The sequence below is a fragment of the Ramlibacter sp. AN1015 genome, from assembly GCF_037726105.1.
GTDB lineage: Bacteria > Pseudomonadota > Gammaproteobacteria > Burkholderiales > Burkholderiaceae_C > Ramlibacter.
In genome coordinates this window covers 41,466-56,708 of the sequence record NZ_JBBJUM010000015.1, presented here as the reverse complement: position 1 = coordinate 56,708, position 15,243 = coordinate 41,466, and the positions used below count along the sequence as shown (strand labels likewise).

15 protein-coding genes are annotated in these 15,243 nt (G+C 70.5%); 7 read left to right on the top strand and 8 right to left on the bottom strand.

Annotated features, from left to right (window positions below):
• Positions 1 to 4: 4 nt before the first annotated feature.
• Positions 5 to 688, bottom strand: coding sequence for an orotate phosphoribosyltransferase (gene pyrE, locus WG922_RS19185; RefSeq protein WP_340284543.1), 684 nt, complete (start codon positions 686 to 688; stop codon positions 5 to 7).
• Between the two features lie 10 nt (positions 689 to 698).
• Between pyrE and WG922_RS19180 the strand changes: the two genes are divergently transcribed.
• Positions 699 to 1,496, top strand: coding sequence for an exodeoxyribonuclease III (locus tag WG922_RS19180; RefSeq protein WP_340284542.1), 798 nt, complete (start codon positions 699 to 701; stop codon positions 1,494 to 1,496).
• Positions 1,497 to 1,766: 270 nt separating this feature from the next.
• Here WG922_RS19180 and WG922_RS19175 read toward each other — a convergent pair whose 3' ends face one another.
• Positions 1,767 to 3,827, bottom strand: coding sequence for an ATP-dependent helicase (locus tag WG922_RS19175; protein ID WP_340284478.1), 2,061 nt, complete (start codon positions 3,825 to 3,827; stop codon positions 1,767 to 1,769).
• A gap of 132 nt (positions 3,828 to 3,959) precedes the next feature.
• Between WG922_RS19175 and WG922_RS19170 the strand changes: the two genes are divergently transcribed.
• From WG922_RS19170 to WG922_RS19160, 3 genes are all read left to right on the top strand, one after another.
• Positions 3,960 to 4,922 (top strand): AEC family transporter, encoded by a 963-nt coding sequence (locus WG922_RS19170; RefSeq protein ID WP_340284476.1) that lies wholly within the window; start codon positions 3,960 to 3,962, stop codon positions 4,920 to 4,922.
• Between the two features lie 240 nt (positions 4,923 to 5,162).
• Positions 5,163 to 5,429: a translation initiation factor IF-1 gene (gene infA / locus WG922_RS19165; RefSeq protein ID WP_340284475.1), complete on the top strand. Its 267-nt coding sequence runs from the start codon at positions 5,163 to 5,165 to the stop codon at positions 5,427 to 5,429.
• A 118-nt stretch (positions 5,430 to 5,547) separates the two neighbouring features.
• Entirely contained in the window at positions 5,548 to 6,561 is a 1,014-nt protein-coding gene (locus WG922_RS19160; protein WP_340284473.1) for an asparaginase, read from the top strand.
• 55 nt (positions 6,562 to 6,616) lie between these two features.
• Here the strand turns inward: WG922_RS19160 and WG922_RS19155 are convergent, their stop codons facing one another.
• Positions 6,617 to 7,201, bottom strand: a complete 585-nt coding sequence (locus WG922_RS19155) for a DUF2062 domain-containing protein (protein WP_340284472.1) — start codon at positions 7,199 to 7,201, stop codon at positions 6,617 to 6,619.
• A 341-nt stretch (positions 7,202 to 7,542) separates the two neighbouring features.
• Between WG922_RS19155 and WG922_RS19150 the strand changes: the two genes are divergently transcribed.
• Complete coding sequence (locus tag WG922_RS19150) at positions 7,543 to 7,746, top strand: hypothetical protein (protein WP_340284471.1); 204 nt, start codon at positions 7,543 to 7,545, stop codon at positions 7,744 to 7,746.
• Between the two features lie 201 nt (positions 7,747 to 7,947).
• Here the strand turns inward: WG922_RS19150 and WG922_RS19145 are convergent, their stop codons facing one another.
• Together WG922_RS19145 and WG922_RS19140 are read right to left on the bottom strand one after the other, a co-directional pair.
• Complete coding sequence (locus WG922_RS19145) at positions 7,948 to 8,499, bottom strand: hypothetical protein (RefSeq protein WP_340284470.1); 552 nt, start codon at positions 8,497 to 8,499, stop codon at positions 7,948 to 7,950.
• A 17-nt stretch (positions 8,500 to 8,516) separates the two neighbouring features.
• Positions 8,517 to 9,674 carry a zinc-dependent alcohol dehydrogenase gene (locus tag WG922_RS19140; RefSeq protein WP_340284469.1) on the bottom strand — a complete coding sequence of 386 codons (1,158 nt, stop codon included), beginning with the start codon at positions 9,672 to 9,674 and terminating at the stop codon, positions 8,517 to 8,519.
• A gap of 119 nt (positions 9,675 to 9,793) precedes the next feature.
• On the opposite strand from WG922_RS19140, the gene rocF reads away from it, so the two are divergent.
• A complete protein-coding gene (gene rocF, locus WG922_RS19135; RefSeq protein ID WP_340284468.1) occupies positions 9,794 to 10,726 on the top strand; it encodes an arginase in 933 nt (310 codons plus the stop codon).
• Between the two features lie 30 nt (positions 10,727 to 10,756).
• Here the strand turns inward: rocF and WG922_RS19130 are convergent, their stop codons facing one another.
• Positions 10,757 to 12,490 (bottom strand): RecQ family ATP-dependent DNA helicase, encoded by a 1,734-nt coding sequence (locus WG922_RS19130; RefSeq protein WP_340284467.1) that lies wholly within the window; start codon positions 12,488 to 12,490, stop codon positions 10,757 to 10,759.
• The gene (locus tag WG922_RS19125; RefSeq protein WP_340284466.1) at positions 12,487 to 12,825 is read right to left on the bottom strand and encodes a hypothetical protein; all 339 of its coding nucleotides are present in this window, start codon (positions 12,823 to 12,825) and stop codon (positions 12,487 to 12,489) included. The genes WG922_RS19130 and WG922_RS19125 overlap by 4 nt, the downstream gene beginning before the upstream one ends.
• Positions 12,826 to 13,009: 184 nt before the next feature.
• On the opposite strand from WG922_RS19125, the gene glpK reads away from it, so the two are divergent.
• Complete coding sequence (gene glpK, locus WG922_RS19120; RefSeq protein WP_340284465.1) at positions 13,010 to 14,503, top strand: glycerol kinase GlpK; 1,494 nt, start codon at positions 13,010 to 13,012, stop codon at positions 14,501 to 14,503.
• On the opposite strand, the gene WG922_RS19115 is transcribed toward glpK, so the two are convergent.
• Positions 14,500 to 15,228: a YggS family pyridoxal phosphate-dependent enzyme gene (locus WG922_RS19115; RefSeq protein ID WP_340284464.1), complete on the bottom strand. Its 729-nt coding sequence runs from the start codon at positions 15,226 to 15,228 to the stop codon at positions 14,500 to 14,502. The genes glpK and WG922_RS19115 overlap by 4 nt on opposite strands.
• Positions 15,229 to 15,243 lie beyond the last annotated feature (15 nt).

Below are 15,243 nucleotides of genomic sequence, written 5' to 3'. Positions count from 1 at the left end.
GCTCTTAGTCTTCTACCCCGTACCGCTCGCGGTAGGCGAGCACCCGGGCATGGTGCGCACCCAGCGAGTCGCCGGCGTGCCGCCCCAGATACTCCAGCAGATCGTCCAGCTTGGCAATCGCGCAAACCGCCAATTGGAGCCGATCGCGCACGTACTGCACGGCGCTGTGCGGAACGTCTCGCCCGGCTTCGGTGGCCATCTCCTGGCGGTCCAGTGCGATGGCCACCGCGTGGGGCCGCGCGCCCGCCGCTTCGATCAGCGCGATGGATTCGCGGGCGGCAGTCCCGGCCGACATGACGTCGTCGATGATCAGCACGCGCCCGCGCACCGGGGCGCCCACCAGCACACCGCCTTCGCCGTGCTCCTTTGCTTCCTTGCGGTTGTAGGCGTAGGGCACGTTGCGGCCCAGGCGGGCGAGCTCGATGGCGACGGCCGCGGCCAGGGGAATGCCCTTGTAGGCAGGCCCGAACAGCATGTCGAACTCGATGCCGCTGGCGACGATGCGCTCTGCATAGAATTGCGCCAGCCGGCCCAGCTTGGCCCCGTCGTCGAACAGCCCGGCGTTGAAGAAGTACGGTGAATCGCGGCCGGCCTTGGTGCGGAACTGACCGAAGCGCAGCACGCCGGCTTCCACCGCAAACTGCACGAAATCCTGCGCCAGTCGATCCTGGCCCTCACCTGCCACCATGGGAAGTTCCTTGTTCACGCTCACCAGCCTCAACCTCAACGGCATCCGTTCCGCCGCGAGCAAGGGCGTCGAAGCCTGGCTGGCCAAAAGCAGCCCGGATTGTATTTGCGTGCAGGAGGTCAAGGCCCAGGCCAGCGACGTGGCGGGCAGGTTCGACCTGCTGGCAGGCATGCGGGGGCACTTCCATTTCGCCGAGAAAAAGGGCTACTCGGGCGTGGCCGTCTACAGCCGCCACGAGCCGAGCGAGGTCGTCGTCGGCTGGGACGGCGGCGAGTTCGACAGCGAGGGCCGCTACGTCGAACTGCGCTTCGACACGCCGTCGCGGCGGCTCTCGATCATCAGCGCCTATTTCCCTTCGGGCTCGTCGGGTGAGGAGCGGCAGCAGGCCAAGTTCCGCTTCCTGGCGGGTTTCGAGCCGCACCTGGCGCGGCTGAAGGCGCAGCGCGAATTCATCCTCTGCGGCGACATCAACATCGCCCACCGCAAGGAAGACCTGAAGAACTGGCGCGGCAACCAGAAGAACAGCGGATTCCTGCCCGAGGAGCGCGACTGGATGACGCGCGTGCTGTCGGACACCGGCCTGGTCGATGTGTACCGGCGGCTCAAGCCCGAAGCCACCGACGACTGCTACACCTGGTGGAGCAATCGAGGGCAGGCCTACGCCAAGAACGTCGGCTGGCGCCTGGACTACCACCTGGCCACCCCCGCCATCGCCTCCCTCGCGCGGACCGAGTCGATCTACAAGGACGAGCGCTTCTCCGACCACGCGCCGATCACGATCGGCTACGAATTGGGCGGCTGGGGCTGAGCGGCTTGCAGCGGCACAGGCGCAGCCGCCTTGCCGCCGAGCATGGCATCACGAAGCCGTCGTTGCGAGAAACGTCCGTCAGGGGCCGGGCTCGGTCGTGCCACCTGCGAGGACGCGTCAGCGCCGCAGCCCGTGATTCAGGCAACTGCTTCTCCGGCGGTCTCTCCGAGCCCCCGTGCCGTGCGTGGTCCGCGTAGGCGGCGCCTCATTGCTACAGGCGCGTGTCCAGGGCATTCCGTCAAAGAATGTGCGGCTCACCTCTTCGGCCCGCTACTTCTCCGCCTGCGCTTCGCCCGGCGCCTTGCGCGCGGCGAATTCGGCGCGCAGCTGGCGCAGCTTCTCGCGCGGGTCTTCCTTGACGGTGGCCTGGTCCAGGGCCATCTCCTTGATGAAGCGGCTGGGCACGCCGGCCACGATTTCCCGGCCCTTCTTGCGTCGCTTGACCCAGCTCACCGCCAGCGAACGCTGCGCCCGCGTGATGCCCACGTACATCAGCCGACGCTCCTCCTGCAGCCGCTGCAGCGTGCCTTCGGAGCCGCTGGTCAGGCCGTCGTCGTCATCGAGCTTGAAGGGCAGCAGCCCCTCGTTGCAGCCGGCCAGCACCACGTGCGGCCACTCCAGGCCCTTGGAGGCGTGGAGCGTCGACAGCGTGACCACGTTCTGGTCCTTCTCGCGCTCGCTGATGGTCGACAGCAGCGCGATGGTCTGCGCCACCTCCAGCAGCGTCTTCTTTTCGCTGGCCAGCGCCACGCCGGCCGCGTCGTCGATCTCGCCACCGCAGCGCTTGGCCATCCAGTCGCAGAACTCCAGCACGTTGGTCCAGCGCGAAGCCGCAAGCTTCTCGTTGTCCTCGCTGTCGTACAGGTGCTTCTCGTAGCCGATGTCCTTGAGCCAGTCCGTGAGGAACACCTTGGCCGCGTCGGCGCCCTCGGTGTGCCGGGCGCGGTATTCGAGGTCGTTCACGAAGCGGCCGAACTCGTGGAGGCTTCCGACGGCGCGCGCCGACAGCACCGAGCCCAGCGACGACGAGAACAGGGCAGCGAACAGCGAGAGCTTGTACTTGCTCGCGAATTCGCCCAGGCTGGCAAGGGTCTGGTGCCCGATGCCCCGCTTGGGCGTGGTGACCGAGCGCAGGAACGCCGGGTCGTCGTCGTTGTTGACCCACAGGCGCAGCCAGGCGCAGAGGTCGCGGATCTCGGCGCGGTCGAAGAAGCTCTGGCCGCCCGAGACCTTGTAGGGAATCTGCGCCTTGCGCAGCGCCTTTTCGAGCACGCGCGCCTGGTGGTTGGCGCGGTACAGGATGGCGAAGTCCTTCCATTCCTTGTGCACGCCGTTGGCGCGGATGGACAGGATGCGCGCGGCCGACCGCTCGGCCTCGTGCTCCTCGTTGTCGCAATCGACCACGCGCACCGGCTCGCCCTCGCCCAGCTCGGAGAACAGCGTCTTCGGAAACAGCTTGGGATTGGGCTGGATGACGTTGTTCGCCGCTCGCAGGATGGCGCTGGTGGAGCGGTAGTTCTGCTCGAGCTTGATGACCTTGAGCGTGGGGTAGTCCTGCGGGAGCTTGCGCAGGTTGTCCAGCGTGGCGCCGCGCCAGCCGTAGATGGACTGGTCGTCGTCGCCGACGGCGGTGAAGCGTCCGCGCTCGCCGACGAGCAGCTTGAGCAGCTCGTACTGCGTGGCGTTGGTGTCCTGGTATTCATCGACCAGCACGTGGCCCAGGTCCTGCTGCCACTTGGCGCGTACCTCGGGGTGGTCGCGCAGCAGCTTGAGCGGCAGGCCGATCAGGTCGTCGAAATCGACACTCTGGAAGGCGACCAGCCGCTCCTCGTAGCGCGCCATCACGCGCGCGGTGACGCGCTCGTGTTCGTCCTTCGCCTGCGCCTCGGCCTGCGCCGCGTTCAGTCCCAGGTTCTTCCAGAGGCTGATGGCCCACTGCCACTGGCGCGCGGTGGCCGCATCGGTGGAGCCGCCCGCGTCCTTCAGGATCGAGGTGACATCGTCGCTGTCGAGGATGGAGAACTGCGGCTTCAACCCCAGCGCCGCGCCGTCCTGTCGCAGCATCCGCACACCCAGCGCATGGAAGGTGCAGATCACCACGTCCTTGGCGTCGCGCCCGATCAGGCCCTTGGCGCGCTCGCGCATTTCGCTGGCAGCCTTGTTGGTGAACGTGATGGCCGCAATGCGCTTGGCCGCGAGCCCCGCCTGGATCAGGCGCGCGACCTTGTGCGTGATCACCCGCGTCTTGCCCGAGCCCGCCCCGGCGAGCACCAGGCAGGGACCGTGCAGGTAGTTGACGGCTTCCTGCTGCGCGAGGTTGAGACCGGACATCGGGGGAGAGAACGGGGGGCGGGGAGGGAGAACGGGGCGGGGGAACGGGGCGGGCAGGAAGCGGCGAATGATAGCGATGCGTGCCCGCCGGCCGGGGTCAAAGTCCCTCCCGGGTTGCGCCGACAATACGGCGTGCTTGACATCCTGCAGGTCACCTTTCCCTTCTTCGCCCTGGTGCTGTGCGGCTACATCGCCGCGCGCCGGCGCCTCCTGCCCCTGGACGCGATCGGCGGCCTGAACGGCTTCGTGCTCTATTTCGCCCTGCCGGCGATGCTGTACCGCTTCGGCGCCGACACCGATGTGGCACGCCTGTTCGATCCCTCGGTGCTCGCCGTGTGGCTGCCCTGCGCGATGGTGATGGTGGCCGTCACGGTGCGATGGAGCCTGGGACCGCGGATCGGCTGGAACGACGCGGCGTTCGGCGCACTCGTTGCGGCCTTTCCGAACACCGGCTTCATGGGCGTGCCGCTGGTGATCGCGCTGCTCGGGACCGTAGCGGCCGGCCCCACCATTGCCACCATCCTGATCGACATGGTGATCACCACCTCGGTGTGCATCGCGCTGTCGCGCCTGGATGGCGCGGGCCAGCACGGCGCCGCAGAAGCCGCGAAGAAGGCGCTCAAGGGCGTCGCGGTCAACCCGCTTCCCTGGGCGATCCTGCTGGGGGGGCTGTCGTCCGCACTCGACGTGCGCCCCGTGAAGCCCCTGATGGACACCATCACGCTGCTCGCCAACGCTGCGTCGCCGGTGGCCCTGTTCACGATCGGCGCGGTGCTGGCGCGCTCGCAGATGGTCGCCGCACAAGGTGCCGGTCCGGTGGCGGCGCGCGACTTCGTGCCCGTGGCCGTGGCCAAGCTGGTCGTGCACCCGCTGCTGGTGCTGGCCGTGGGCAGCGCCGCAGTGGCCCTGGGCCTGCCGCTGGAGCCGTTCACGCTCACGGTGCTGGTGCTGGTGGCCGCGCTGCCCAGCGCGAGCAACGTGGCCCTGCTCGCCGAGCGCTTCGGCGCGGATACCGGGCGCGTGGCGCGCATCATCCTGCTGACGACGGCGGCCGCCTTCTTCACCTTTTCCGCCGCCGTGGCCCTTGCGCGGTAGGCGCGCTGGCGCGCGGGAGCTGTGTTCGATCCCCTTACAATCACGGGCCTGCGGGAGGGCTGCTGTGCCGAGCGGCCCTCCTGGCGCCGACCCTCGCCGCGCCCGACGCCGAGTGACTGCGAGGGTCTGGCGATCCGGTCGTCCGCGGCCGGCTTGCACCCTTCATTCACGGTTGCGCCGGCGGGCGCGGCCAACGGTCCGCACCCGCGCGTTGCGCGGGCGTTGCATGCAAAGGTTGTCATGGCCAAGGAAGAATTGATCGAGATGCGCGGCCGGGTGGCCGAGGTCCTGCCGGACTCGCGCTACCGTGTCGTGCTCGAGAACGGACACGAGCTCGTCGCGTACAGCGGCGGCAAGATGCGCAAGAACCACATCCGCATCATTGCCGGTGACGATGTCACGCTCGAGCTGTCCCCGTACGACCTGAACAAGGGTCGCATCATGTTCCGCCACCTGCCCGACCGCGGCCGGCCGCCCGGCGCGCCACAGGGCGGACACCGCCGCTGAGCCGGCGGGCCGGGGCGCACGGGCGGCGGCTCCCGGCCACAGCTGGCACCGGCCCGGCGCGCATCCCACGCCGGCGCGCCGGCGCCGTTCCCGCTGCGGCGGGCATACTCCCCTTCCCATGTCGTCCGCCCTGGTCCCCCTGATCGAAACCGCGCGTGGCGGCACCCTCGAGTGCCTGCACCACGGCGCCGTCGCTGTCTGCGACGCCCGGGGTGAACTGATCGCCGCCGCCGGCGATCCGCACTGGACCACCTTCACCCGCTCTGCGCTCAAGCCGCTGCAGGCGCTGCCTTTCGTCGAGGCAGGGGGCATGGAGCGCCTTGGCCTGGCGCGCGAGCAGTTGGCCATCCTGTGCGCCAGCCACAGTGGCGAGCCCATGCACCTGGCCCAGGTGGACCTGCTGCTCGCGCGTGCCGGCCTGGGGCCGCAGGTGCTGCAGTGCGGCTGCCACAAGCCCATCTTTGCGGAGCTGGGGCTGGGTGCCGCGCCCGAGCAGCCGGACCCGCGCCTGCACAACTGCAGCGGCAAGCATGCGGGGTTTCTCGCCTGGTGCGTGCTGCATGGCCAACCCACCGGCAACTACCTGGCGCCGGGGCATCCGTTGCAGCGCGCGATCCGCCAGGCCGTGAGCGCAGTCTGTGGACTGGAGCCCGAGCGCCTGCGCGCGGGAACCGACGGATGCTCCGCTCCCAACTACGCCATGCCGCTGTCGCGGCTCGCGCGCGCCTACGCCCGCCTCGCCCAGGGCCCCGCCGATCCGGAGTTCGGCGCGAGCTTCGCCGCGCTGGCGGACGCGATGGCCGGCGAGCCGGCGCTGGTGTCCGGCACCGGCCGCAGCGACCTTGCCTTCATGCGCGCAGGCCGCGGCGACTGGATCAGCAAGGCCGGCGCCGACGGCGTGCAGGCGCTCGCCAGCCGCAGCCGCGCCCAGGCTTTCGCGATCAAGGTGGCCGATGGCAGCGCGGTGGCGCTGAATGCCGCCACGGTGGCGGTCCTCGACCAGCTCGGCTGGCTCGACGCACGGCAGCGCGAGGAACTGCGGCCCTGGCGCAGCGAAGCCATCGCCAACGCGCGCGGCACGCAGGTCGGCGAGCGCCGAGCGGCCTTCACGCTGCAGCGCGCCGCCCGGTGACGCGCAGCGGGGCGAGGGCGGGCGGCCTTCCTGCCCATGCGCGCGGCCGGCGCGCTCAGGTTTGCGTGCGCCTGCGCATCCGGTTGCGCCGACGCATGCGCACGCGCACCGCCCAGACCCACGAGATCAGCGCATAGGCGGCGAGTCCGCTCGCCGCGGCAAGCACCGTCAGCCCCAGCAGCAAGGGACGCCCGATCGCCATCAGGCGACCAATCGCCCGTCCGAGCCAGCTCTCGCGGGCAACGACCGCCTCGATCTCCACGTCTGCCTCGGGCATCTCCTGCGGCGCCTGCCCCGTCACCGGCTCACCGATCAGCGCGCTGCCCAGCCGCCAGGCGGCGTAGTAGATCGGACCGAAGGTCGCCGGGTTGGTGACCAGCGTGCTGGCCACCGCGCCGGGCAGGTTGGCCCGCAATACGACCGCCGCCGCCGCGGACAGCGGAATCTGCGCGATCGGGATCAGGACGCCGAAGAAGATGCCGATCGCCACCCCCATCGCGAGGCCGCGGCGGCTCAAGTGCCACAGGCGCGGATGGTGCAGGGCCGGGCCCAGCCAGTGCAGCCAGCGGTTGTGGCGGATCGATTCACGCGTGGGAATCAGTCGCCGCAACCAGGGTGGAAGACGGTCGCGACGGCTCACACCGGTCGGCCGCCGCCATCGGCACGTTCGAGGAACGCGGCAGCGCGCCGCACCGCGCAGCATCGGCTGCACGGACCGGGTGTCCGAAGGCGATGGGCGGCCATGGCGGGTTCCTTTCAGACCCACGAGGATCGCATTGCGCCCCTCCTGGCTCGGCCAGACGCGCCGCCGCGCAGGCGTCAGCCGCCGCTGACGGGCCGGCCGGCGGGCGGTCGCGGGTCCGGTGCCACTCGGCAACATGGTGCGCTGCCGCGAAAGGCGGCGCAGCGCGTTACCGGCGCTCACCAAGATGGCCCATGCGGACTATTCAGCCGTGCGGCCCGCGCGGCCAGACTCGCGCCATGTCTCCCCAAGTCGCCTTGCCGCAGTTCACGGCCGACGAGCTCCGGCTCATCCTGGATGCGCTGCTGGACGCACGCGTCGTACTGCAGGCGGTCGATGGAGGGCTGCTGCAGCATCCGCCCCAGCCGCCGGTGTACCTGCACGACCTCACGCCCGAACTGGCGCGGGTCGAAGCGGCCCTGATGCTGGTGACCGCAGCCTGAGTCCGCGCGGCCGCGTTTTGCCGGCCCCGTCTTTCACTGGGGTGGCGTTGCGGCCACCGCGCACGCGCATGCCCTGCTCGTCGCGTTCGTGGCGGCCCTCCCGGGGGCGTTGCGTCCTCGATGGGTCGCGCGAGAGGCTCCTGGCTCGGCAGGAGGGGCCGGCGACACCCGCGCGCGCCGACCGACCGCTTTTCGCCCGGCTCAGCGGTCGTTGCGGCGCATCAGGTAGACCGCCAGTGCGACCACGCTCGACGCCACCAGCGCCTTGCGGATGAAGCCGGCACGGTTGTGGCGCCATTCGGCGCGCGCGCCCATCTCTGCCAGGATGTTCGGGATGTGCCCGCGGCCCAGGTCCTCGAGCAGGCCTTCGCCCACGTTCACGCGGTCGGCCATCAGCAGCAGCATCCAGTGGCGCATGTCGCTTTCGCTGTAGCGGAAGGCGATTTCCCGCAGCCGCCCGCTCAGGCCGCTCGGCGGCACGGTGGTACCGACGATCGGCGTCAGGCCGGGGCGTTCGATCGAGTGCAGCACCTGCATGCGCACGTGCTGGTGCTCGGGAGCGTCCCAGTGCACGTCGCGCAGGCGCGGCGGGGTTCGCTCCATCGGCACACCCGGGCGCTTGTCGCGCTCGAGGTCCGCGCCCCAGCCGGGAATGTGCGACATGTCGCCGTGCTGCTGGTGGGTTTTCGGGTCGGTGTTCTCCACATAGACAGGCGCCTGCTGAGTGGAGGAAGGCTCGCGTGTGGTGTCCATGCTCGCTGCTCCCGTGTTCAGTGCAGGTCCGCCGTCGGCGGGATCAGCACGGTCTTGACGCAGTTGTCCAGCTTGCTCGAGAACAGGTGGTACGCGTCGGCGATGTCCTCCAGCGGCACCCGGTGCGTGATCATGTCGCGCGGGCGCAGGCGCCCGGCCTGGATATGCTCGATCAGACGCGGCAGGTGGCGCTTGACGCTCGCCTGGTTCATGCGCAGCGTCAGCCCCTTGTTCAGTGCCATGCCGATCGGCACCGCATTGAAGGTCGGGCCGTAGACGCCGACGATGGACACCGCGCCGCCCTTGCGCACCGACGCGATCGCCCAGTGCAGCGCCGTGGCGGCACCGGCTTCCAGCTTCAGCCGCACGCCGGCCAGCCGGTGCACCGCATTGCCGGCGGCCTCGGCGCCCACGGCATCGATGGCGACATCGGGGCCGAGGCCGTCCGTCATCTTCTTCAGGTGCATGGCGACGTCGCGCACCTGCTTGAAATCGACGGTCTCGCAATGTGCGAAGTCGCGCGCGAACGCCAGCCGGTACTCCAGGTGATCGACCACGATCACGCGCCCCGCCCCGAACAGCCAGGCGCAGCGCGCGGCCATCAGCCCGATCGGTCCGGCGCCGAACACCACCACGGTGTCGCCTTCGTCGATGCTGCCCATCTCGGCCGCCTGGTAGCCGGTCGGCGTCACGTCGGTCAGCAGCACCGCGTCCTCGATGTGCACGTCCTGCGGAATGACCGTGGGGCCCACGTCGGCCATCGGCACGCGCACGTACTCGGCCTGTCCGCCGTCGTAGCCGCCCGCCGTGTGCGAGTAGCCGTAGATGCCGCCGACGGCCGTCGATTGCGAGTTGGTGTTGTGGCAGTTGGAGTAGAGCTCCTTGCGGCAAAAAAAGCAGGTGCCGCAGAAGATGTTGAAGGGCACCAGCACATGGTCGCCCTTCTTGAGGTTGCGTACCGCCGGGCCGACCTCCTCCACCACGCCCGTGAATTCGTGGCCGAAGGTGCTGCCCACCCGCGTGTCGGGCACCAGCCCGTGGTAGAGGTGCAGGTCGGAGCCGCAGATGCACGAGCGGGTGACGCGCACGATCGCGTCCTGAGGATGCTCGATCTCGGGTTCGGCCTTGTGGCCCACGCGCACGCGGTAGGGGCCGCGGTAGTTCATCGCCAGCATGAATACTCCTGAAGTTCGGTGGTTTCGGTGAAGTTGTGCGGTCTCTCCGCTCGTGCTGGAGCCGGGCAAACGGCGTGCCACGCGCCCACGCGGCACGCGTCGCGCAGCACAATGGCCGCATGCAAAGCAGCAGCGTGATCAGCAGCCGCAGCGTGTCGCTCATCGGTGCCCCGACCGACGTGGGCGCCAGCGTCCGCGGCGCCAGCATGGGACCGGACGCGCTGCGCGTGGCCGGCATCGTCGAAGCCCTGCGCGCGCGCGGACTCGTCGTCGATGACCTGGGCAACCTCGCGGGTCCGCCGAACCCCGGCGAGCAGGCGGCGGGCGGGCTGCGCCACCTGCGCGAGGTGGTCGCCTGGAACCGCCTGGTCTACGACGCCGTCGATGCGGCGCTCGGCCGTGGCGACTTCCCGCTGCTGATGGGGGGCGACCACTGCCTGGCGATCGGCTCCATCAGCGCCATTGCCTGGCACTGCCGGCGCCAGGGCAAGAACCTGCGGGTGATCTGGCTGGACGCCCACACCGACGTCAACACCGAGACCATCAGCCCCAGCGGCAACGTCCACGGCATGCCCGTGGCCTGCCTGCTGGGCCACGGCCCGGCGGCGCTGGTGGGCTGGAGCGGCAAGCGGGCGGCGCTCGGACCGCAGGACATCGATTTCATCGGCATCCGCAGCGTCGATGCCGAGGAACGCCAGGCCATCCGCACGCTGGGCCTGCAGGTCTTCGACATGCGCCACATCGACGAGCACGGCATGCGTACCACCCTGTCGGAAGCGCTGCACGACGTGCACGAGAACACCCACCTGCACGTGAGCTTCGACCTGGACTGCCTGGATCCGGCCGACGCGCCGGGCGTCGGCACCGGCGTGCGCGGCGGACCCACCTACCGCGAAATGCAGCTGTGCATGGAAATGATCGCCGACACCGGCCGCCTCGCCTCGATGGACGTGGTCGAGGTCAATCCGGCGCTCGACGTGCGCAACCGCACCGCCGAGGTGGCGGTGGAATTCATCTGCAGCCTGTTCGGCGCATCGACCCTGGTGCGCTGAAGCGCGGGCGAACATCGGCGAGCGGGTTTGCTATGCCGCCGCCGCCTGCGGCGCGTGCGCGCGCAAGCGCGTGCTCCGGCTGCGTGCCACGAAGTCCGGCTGGAAGCTGCGCACGCTGCCGTCCGCGAAGGCGACGGTGATCTCCAGGGCGGTGGCCTCACGCACTTCGCCGCGTCCGTAGCGCTTGACCTGCACGACGTCGCCGGGCGCGAAGATCGGCTGGTGCGCGTGCGGCGGCACGGGCGCGGCCGGCTGCGGCGCCTGCTCCTGGCGCAGCTGAAGCTGTTTGAGGCGCACGCAGTTGTCGCAGTGGCCACAGTGCTCCTCGGCCGCTTCACCTTCCAGGTGCTCCAGCAGCAGCCGCCAGCGGCACCGGCCTGTCTGGGCATAGAACACCATGCGCTCGAGCGTCTGCCGGTCCTGCTCGCGCTTGTCCCGGTAGGCGGCCATGAGGTGGCGCAGCGCGTCGCCTTCCAGCCCGCGCTGGCGCAGGCGGAGGTGGCCCGCGGAGTCGAGCTGCACGATGCCGTGTCGGCGCATGAGGCCGACAGCCACCTGCAGTTTCGCGCGCGGCCGTTGCAGCCGCGCCTGCAGCAGCGCGAGGGTCCAGGCGCCGTCTTCGGCAGGCGTTTCCTGCAGCGCCTCGTACAGCGCCACCGCATCGTCGTCGCTGGGATAGCGGCCGGCCAGGAAGAACTGCTGCACCGCCTTGTCGCTGCGCAGGAACAGCAGCATGCACAAGGCCGCAGCGCCATCGCGCCCGGCGCGCCCCGCCTCCTGGTAGTACGCCTCCAGGCCGGGGGGCAGCTGGTAGTGCAGCACGAAGCGGATGTCGGGCTTGTCGATGCCCAGGCCGAACGCATTGGTGGCCACCATCACGCGGTGGGTGCCGTCCATGAACGCGTCCTGCGCCTCGCGCCGCTGGGCGGCCGGCAGCTTGCCGTGGTAGAGGCCGACGCGCTCGTCGGCCGCAGCCAGCGCCTCGTGCACCGCCTGCGCCGCCTTCACCGTAGCCGTGTACACCAGCCCGCTGCCCTCGTTGGCGGCGACCACCTCCAGCAGCCGCGCAAGCTTGTCCTCCTCGCGAGCGACCTGCTCGACCTTCAGTGCCAGGTTCGGCCGGTAGGCACCGGTGTGGATCTGGCTGTCGGGCGGGATGCCGAGCTGCTGGCAGATGTCGCGTGCCACGTCCTCGGTGGCGGTGGCGGTGAGCGCGAGCACGGTGGGCCGCCCCAGCCTGCGCAGCGCAGGGCCGATCTCCAGGAAGGCCGGGCGGAAGTCGTGGCCCCACTGCGAGATGCAGTGCGCCTCGTCCACCACCAGCAGGCTGGTGGGATGCGCCGCCAGCGTGTCCACGAAGCCGGGCTGGGCCAGCCGCTCGGGCGTCACAAGCACGATCCTGGCGCTGCCGTCCTCCACGGCCGCGAGTGCCTCGCGCGCCTCGTCGCCCTCCACGCCGCTGTTGATCTGCACGGCGCGCACGCCGAATTCGCCCAGGTGTTCGCACTGGTCCTTCATGAGGGCGATCAGCGGCGAGACCACGACCGTGCGTCCAGGCAGCAGCACCGCGGGCAACTGGTAGCACAGGGATTTTCCGGCACCGGTGGGCATCACCGCGAGGCTGGAATGACCCGCCATCACGCGTTCGATCACCACCCGCTGCCCAGGGCGCAGCCTCGGCAGGCGGAATACGTCCCGCAGGGTGGCTGCAATGCGGCGCTGGCGCGAGGCGGCCGACTCCGGCCGCGACGCCGCCGGCTTCAACGCTCGGCCTCGTCGTCGCCGGCTTCGCCCTCGGCGTCGGCGTCTAGATCGGTGAACTCCTGACCGTCGGGATCCGCTTCGGGGAAGCCGTTGCCCTCGCCCTCCTTGATCCGCACGACGCGGTTCGGCGCAATGTCGCTGCCGATCTCGGCCTCGCCGCCGAACACCGCGCCGCGCTCGCCGGTACCCGACGCGTCGCTGTCGCCGTACACCTCACCGGTGCCGATGGCGTCGCTGCCGGAGTCGGAAATGTCGCTGGGACCAAGGGCGTCGCTGTCGCGCCCGCTCGGCCGGGAAGGCGCCGGGTCGGCGCCCATGATGCTGCTGTAGGCCATGTGATGCCCTCTCGTGGATGCGCCGCTGGTGGGCGATGCGCCGGAGTCTGCGCTGGCCATCCACGGGCGGGCGTCGGCTGGAGCGAGCGCGCCTTGTCGGACGCAGCCGCTCGGGACGGGCCCGATCGCGCGACAGGCGGCGCAGCGGTAGCATCCGGCTTTCTCAGCCGCCAGCCTGTGTTCCATGACCTACCTGCTCGCCCTCGACCAAGGCACCTCCAGCTCGCGCAGCATCGTGTTCGACGCCACTGGCCGCCCCGTGGCGCTAGCGCAGCGTGAGCTCACGCAGTCGTACCCGCAGCCCGGCTGGGTCGAGCACGATCCGGTCGAGATCTGGCAGAGCCAGCTGGCGACCGCACGCGAGGCGCTTGCCCAGGCCGGGATCGCCGCGCGCGAGGTGCGTGCCATCGGCATCACCAACCAGCGCGAGACCGCGATGCTCTGGGACCGCGCCAGCGGCGTGCCGGTGCATCCGGCCATCGTGTGGCAGGACCGCCGCACCGAGTCGATGTGCGCGCGGCTGCGCGAGCAGGGGCTGGAGCCGCTCGTGCGCAGCCGCACCGGTCTGGTGATCGACGCCTACTTCTCGGCCACCAAGATCGCGTGGATGCTGCAGCAGGTGCCCGGGCTGCGCGCGCGCGCCGAGCGCGGCGAACTGGCCTTCGGCACGATCGACAGCTGGCTGCTGTGGCAGCTCACCGGCGGCGCGGTGCACGCCACCGACGTGAGCAACGCCTCGCGCACCATGCTGTTCGACGTGCACCGCAACCGCTGGGACGAGCAGCTGCTCGCCGCACTCGACGTGCCCGCCTCGGTGCTGCCGCGGGTGCTGCCCTCGAGCGCGCATTTCGGCGAAAGCCGGTCCGATCTGCTGGGCGCCGCGATCCCCGTCGCGGGCATCGCCGGCGACCAGCAGGCGGCGCTGTTCGGGCAGGCCTGCTTCACCCCGGGCATGGCCAAGAACACCTACGGCACCGGCTGCTTCATGCTGATGCACACGGGCGAGCGCTTCCAGGCTTCGTCCAACGGCCTCGTGACCACCAGCGCAGCGCAGACCGGCCCCACCACGGAGTACGCGCTGGAAGGCAGCGTCTTCATTGCCGGCGCCGTGGTGCAGTGGCTGCGCGACGGGCTCAAGGCCATCCGCGACAGCAGCGAAATCGAGGCGCTGGCCCTCAGCGTTCCAGACGCCGGCGGGGTGTCGCTGGTGCCGGCGTTCACCGGCCTGGGTGCGCCCTACTGGAAGCCGGATGCGCGTGGCACTCTCACCGGCCTTACCCGGGGCACCACCCTCGGGCACATCGCCCGCGCCGCCATCGAAAGCATCGCCTGCCAGAGCGCCGCCTTGCTGCAGGCCATGGGCCGCGATGCCGAAGCGGCCGGGGCCGCGCCACTGCGCGAGCTGCGCGTGGACGGCGGCGCCAGCGTCAACGATCTGCTGATGCAGTTCCAGGCCGACCTGCTCGGCATTCCGGTGGTGCGTCCGGCCGTGACCGAAACCACGGCCCTCGGAGCGGCCTTCCTGGCGGGACTCGCCGTAGGGGTCTGGTCGGGCCGTGACGAGATCGCCGCGCTGTGGCGCCGCGAGCGCGTGTTCGAGCCCGCCTGGGACCGTTCGCGGGCCGAGGAACGCATGGCGCAGTGGGAGCGCGCCGTGCGCCAGTGCATCGCCTCCTAGCCGGGGTTTCCGGGCGCTGCCTGCACCGCGCCGGCACCGCCAGGGCTGCGGCTGCCGAAGATGGCCGTGCCCACCCGCACGAGCGTGCTGCCGGCGGCGATGGCGGCCTCCAGGTCGTCGCTCATCCCCATGGACAAGGTATCGACCGGCAGGCCGGCCTCGCGCAGCCGGTCGAAGGCGGCGCGCGCGCGCAGGTGCACCGCTTTCTGGGCCGCAAAGTCCGGCGCCGGCTCGGGGATGTGCATCACGCCGCGCAGGACCAGTCCCGGCAGGCGCGCCACTTCGTGCGCCAGGGGCTCCAGCTCATCCGGTGAGACGCCGGCCTTGGTGGGGCTGTGCTCGACGTTCAACTGGATGCACACGTTCAGTGGCGGCAGCCCCCGCGGCCGCTGCTCGGACAGGCGCTGCGCGATGCGCAGGCGGTCGATGGTGTGGGCCCAATCGAAATGTTCGGCCACCAGCCGGGTCTTGTTGCCCTGGATGGGGCCGATGCAGTGCCACTGCAGGGGCAGGTCGATCAGTGCCGCGCGCTTGGCGACGGCTTCCTGCAGGTAGTTCTCCCCGAACGCCGACTGGCCGGCCGCGTGGGCTTCTCGCAGCGCCTGCGGACCGAAGGTTTTCGACACCGCCAGGAGCGTGACCTCGTCGCACGGGCGTTGCGCGGCTGCACAGGCCTGCCGAATGCGCTCTCGAACCCGTTGGAGCTTGGCTGCAATGCTCGTCATAATCCAACGGCCCAA

What these genes read in the sequence shown, in the direction of transcription:
- glpK (WP_340284465.1), top strand. Translation starts at nt 13,010, where the DNA reads ATGACCTACCTGCTCGCCCTCGACCAAGGCACCTCCAGCTCGCGCAGC.
- WG922_RS19175 (WP_340284478.1), bottom strand. Translation starts at nt 3,827, where the DNA reads ATGTCCGGTCTCAACCTCGCGCAGCAGGAAGCCGTCAACTACCTGCAC.
- WG922_RS19150 (WP_340284471.1), top strand. Translation starts at nt 7,543, where the DNA reads ATGTCTCCCCAAGTCGCCTTGCCGCAGTTCACGGCCGACGAGCTCCGG.
- WG922_RS19115 (WP_340284464.1), bottom strand. Translation starts at nt 15,228, where the DNA reads ATGACGAGCATTGCAGCCAAGCTCCAACGGGTTCGAGAGCGCATTCGG.
- WG922_RS19160 (WP_340284473.1), top strand. Translation starts at nt 5,548, where the DNA reads ATGTCGTCCGCCCTGGTCCCCCTGATCGAAACCGCGCGTGGCGGCACC.
- WG922_RS19140 (WP_340284469.1), bottom strand. Translation starts at nt 9,674, where the DNA reads ATGCTGGCGATGAACTACCGCGGCCCCTACCGCGTGCGCGTGGGCCAC.
- pyrE (WP_340284543.1), bottom strand. Translation starts at nt 688, where the DNA reads ATGGTGGCAGGTGAGGGCCAGGATCGACTGGCGCAGGATTTCGTGCAG.
- infA (WP_340284475.1), top strand. Translation starts at nt 5,163, where the DNA reads ATGGCCAAGGAAGAATTGATCGAGATGCGCGGCCGGGTGGCCGAGGTC.
- WG922_RS19145 (WP_340284470.1), bottom strand. Translation starts at nt 8,499, where the DNA reads ATGGACACCACACGCGAGCCTTCCTCCACTCAGCAGGCGCCTGTCTAT.
- rocF (WP_340284468.1), top strand. Translation starts at nt 9,794, where the DNA reads ATGCAAAGCAGCAGCGTGATCAGCAGCCGCAGCGTGTCGCTCATCGGT.
- WG922_RS19125 (WP_340284466.1), bottom strand. Translation starts at nt 12,825, where the DNA reads ATGGCCTACAGCAGCATCATGGGCGCCGACCCGGCGCCTTCCCGGCCG.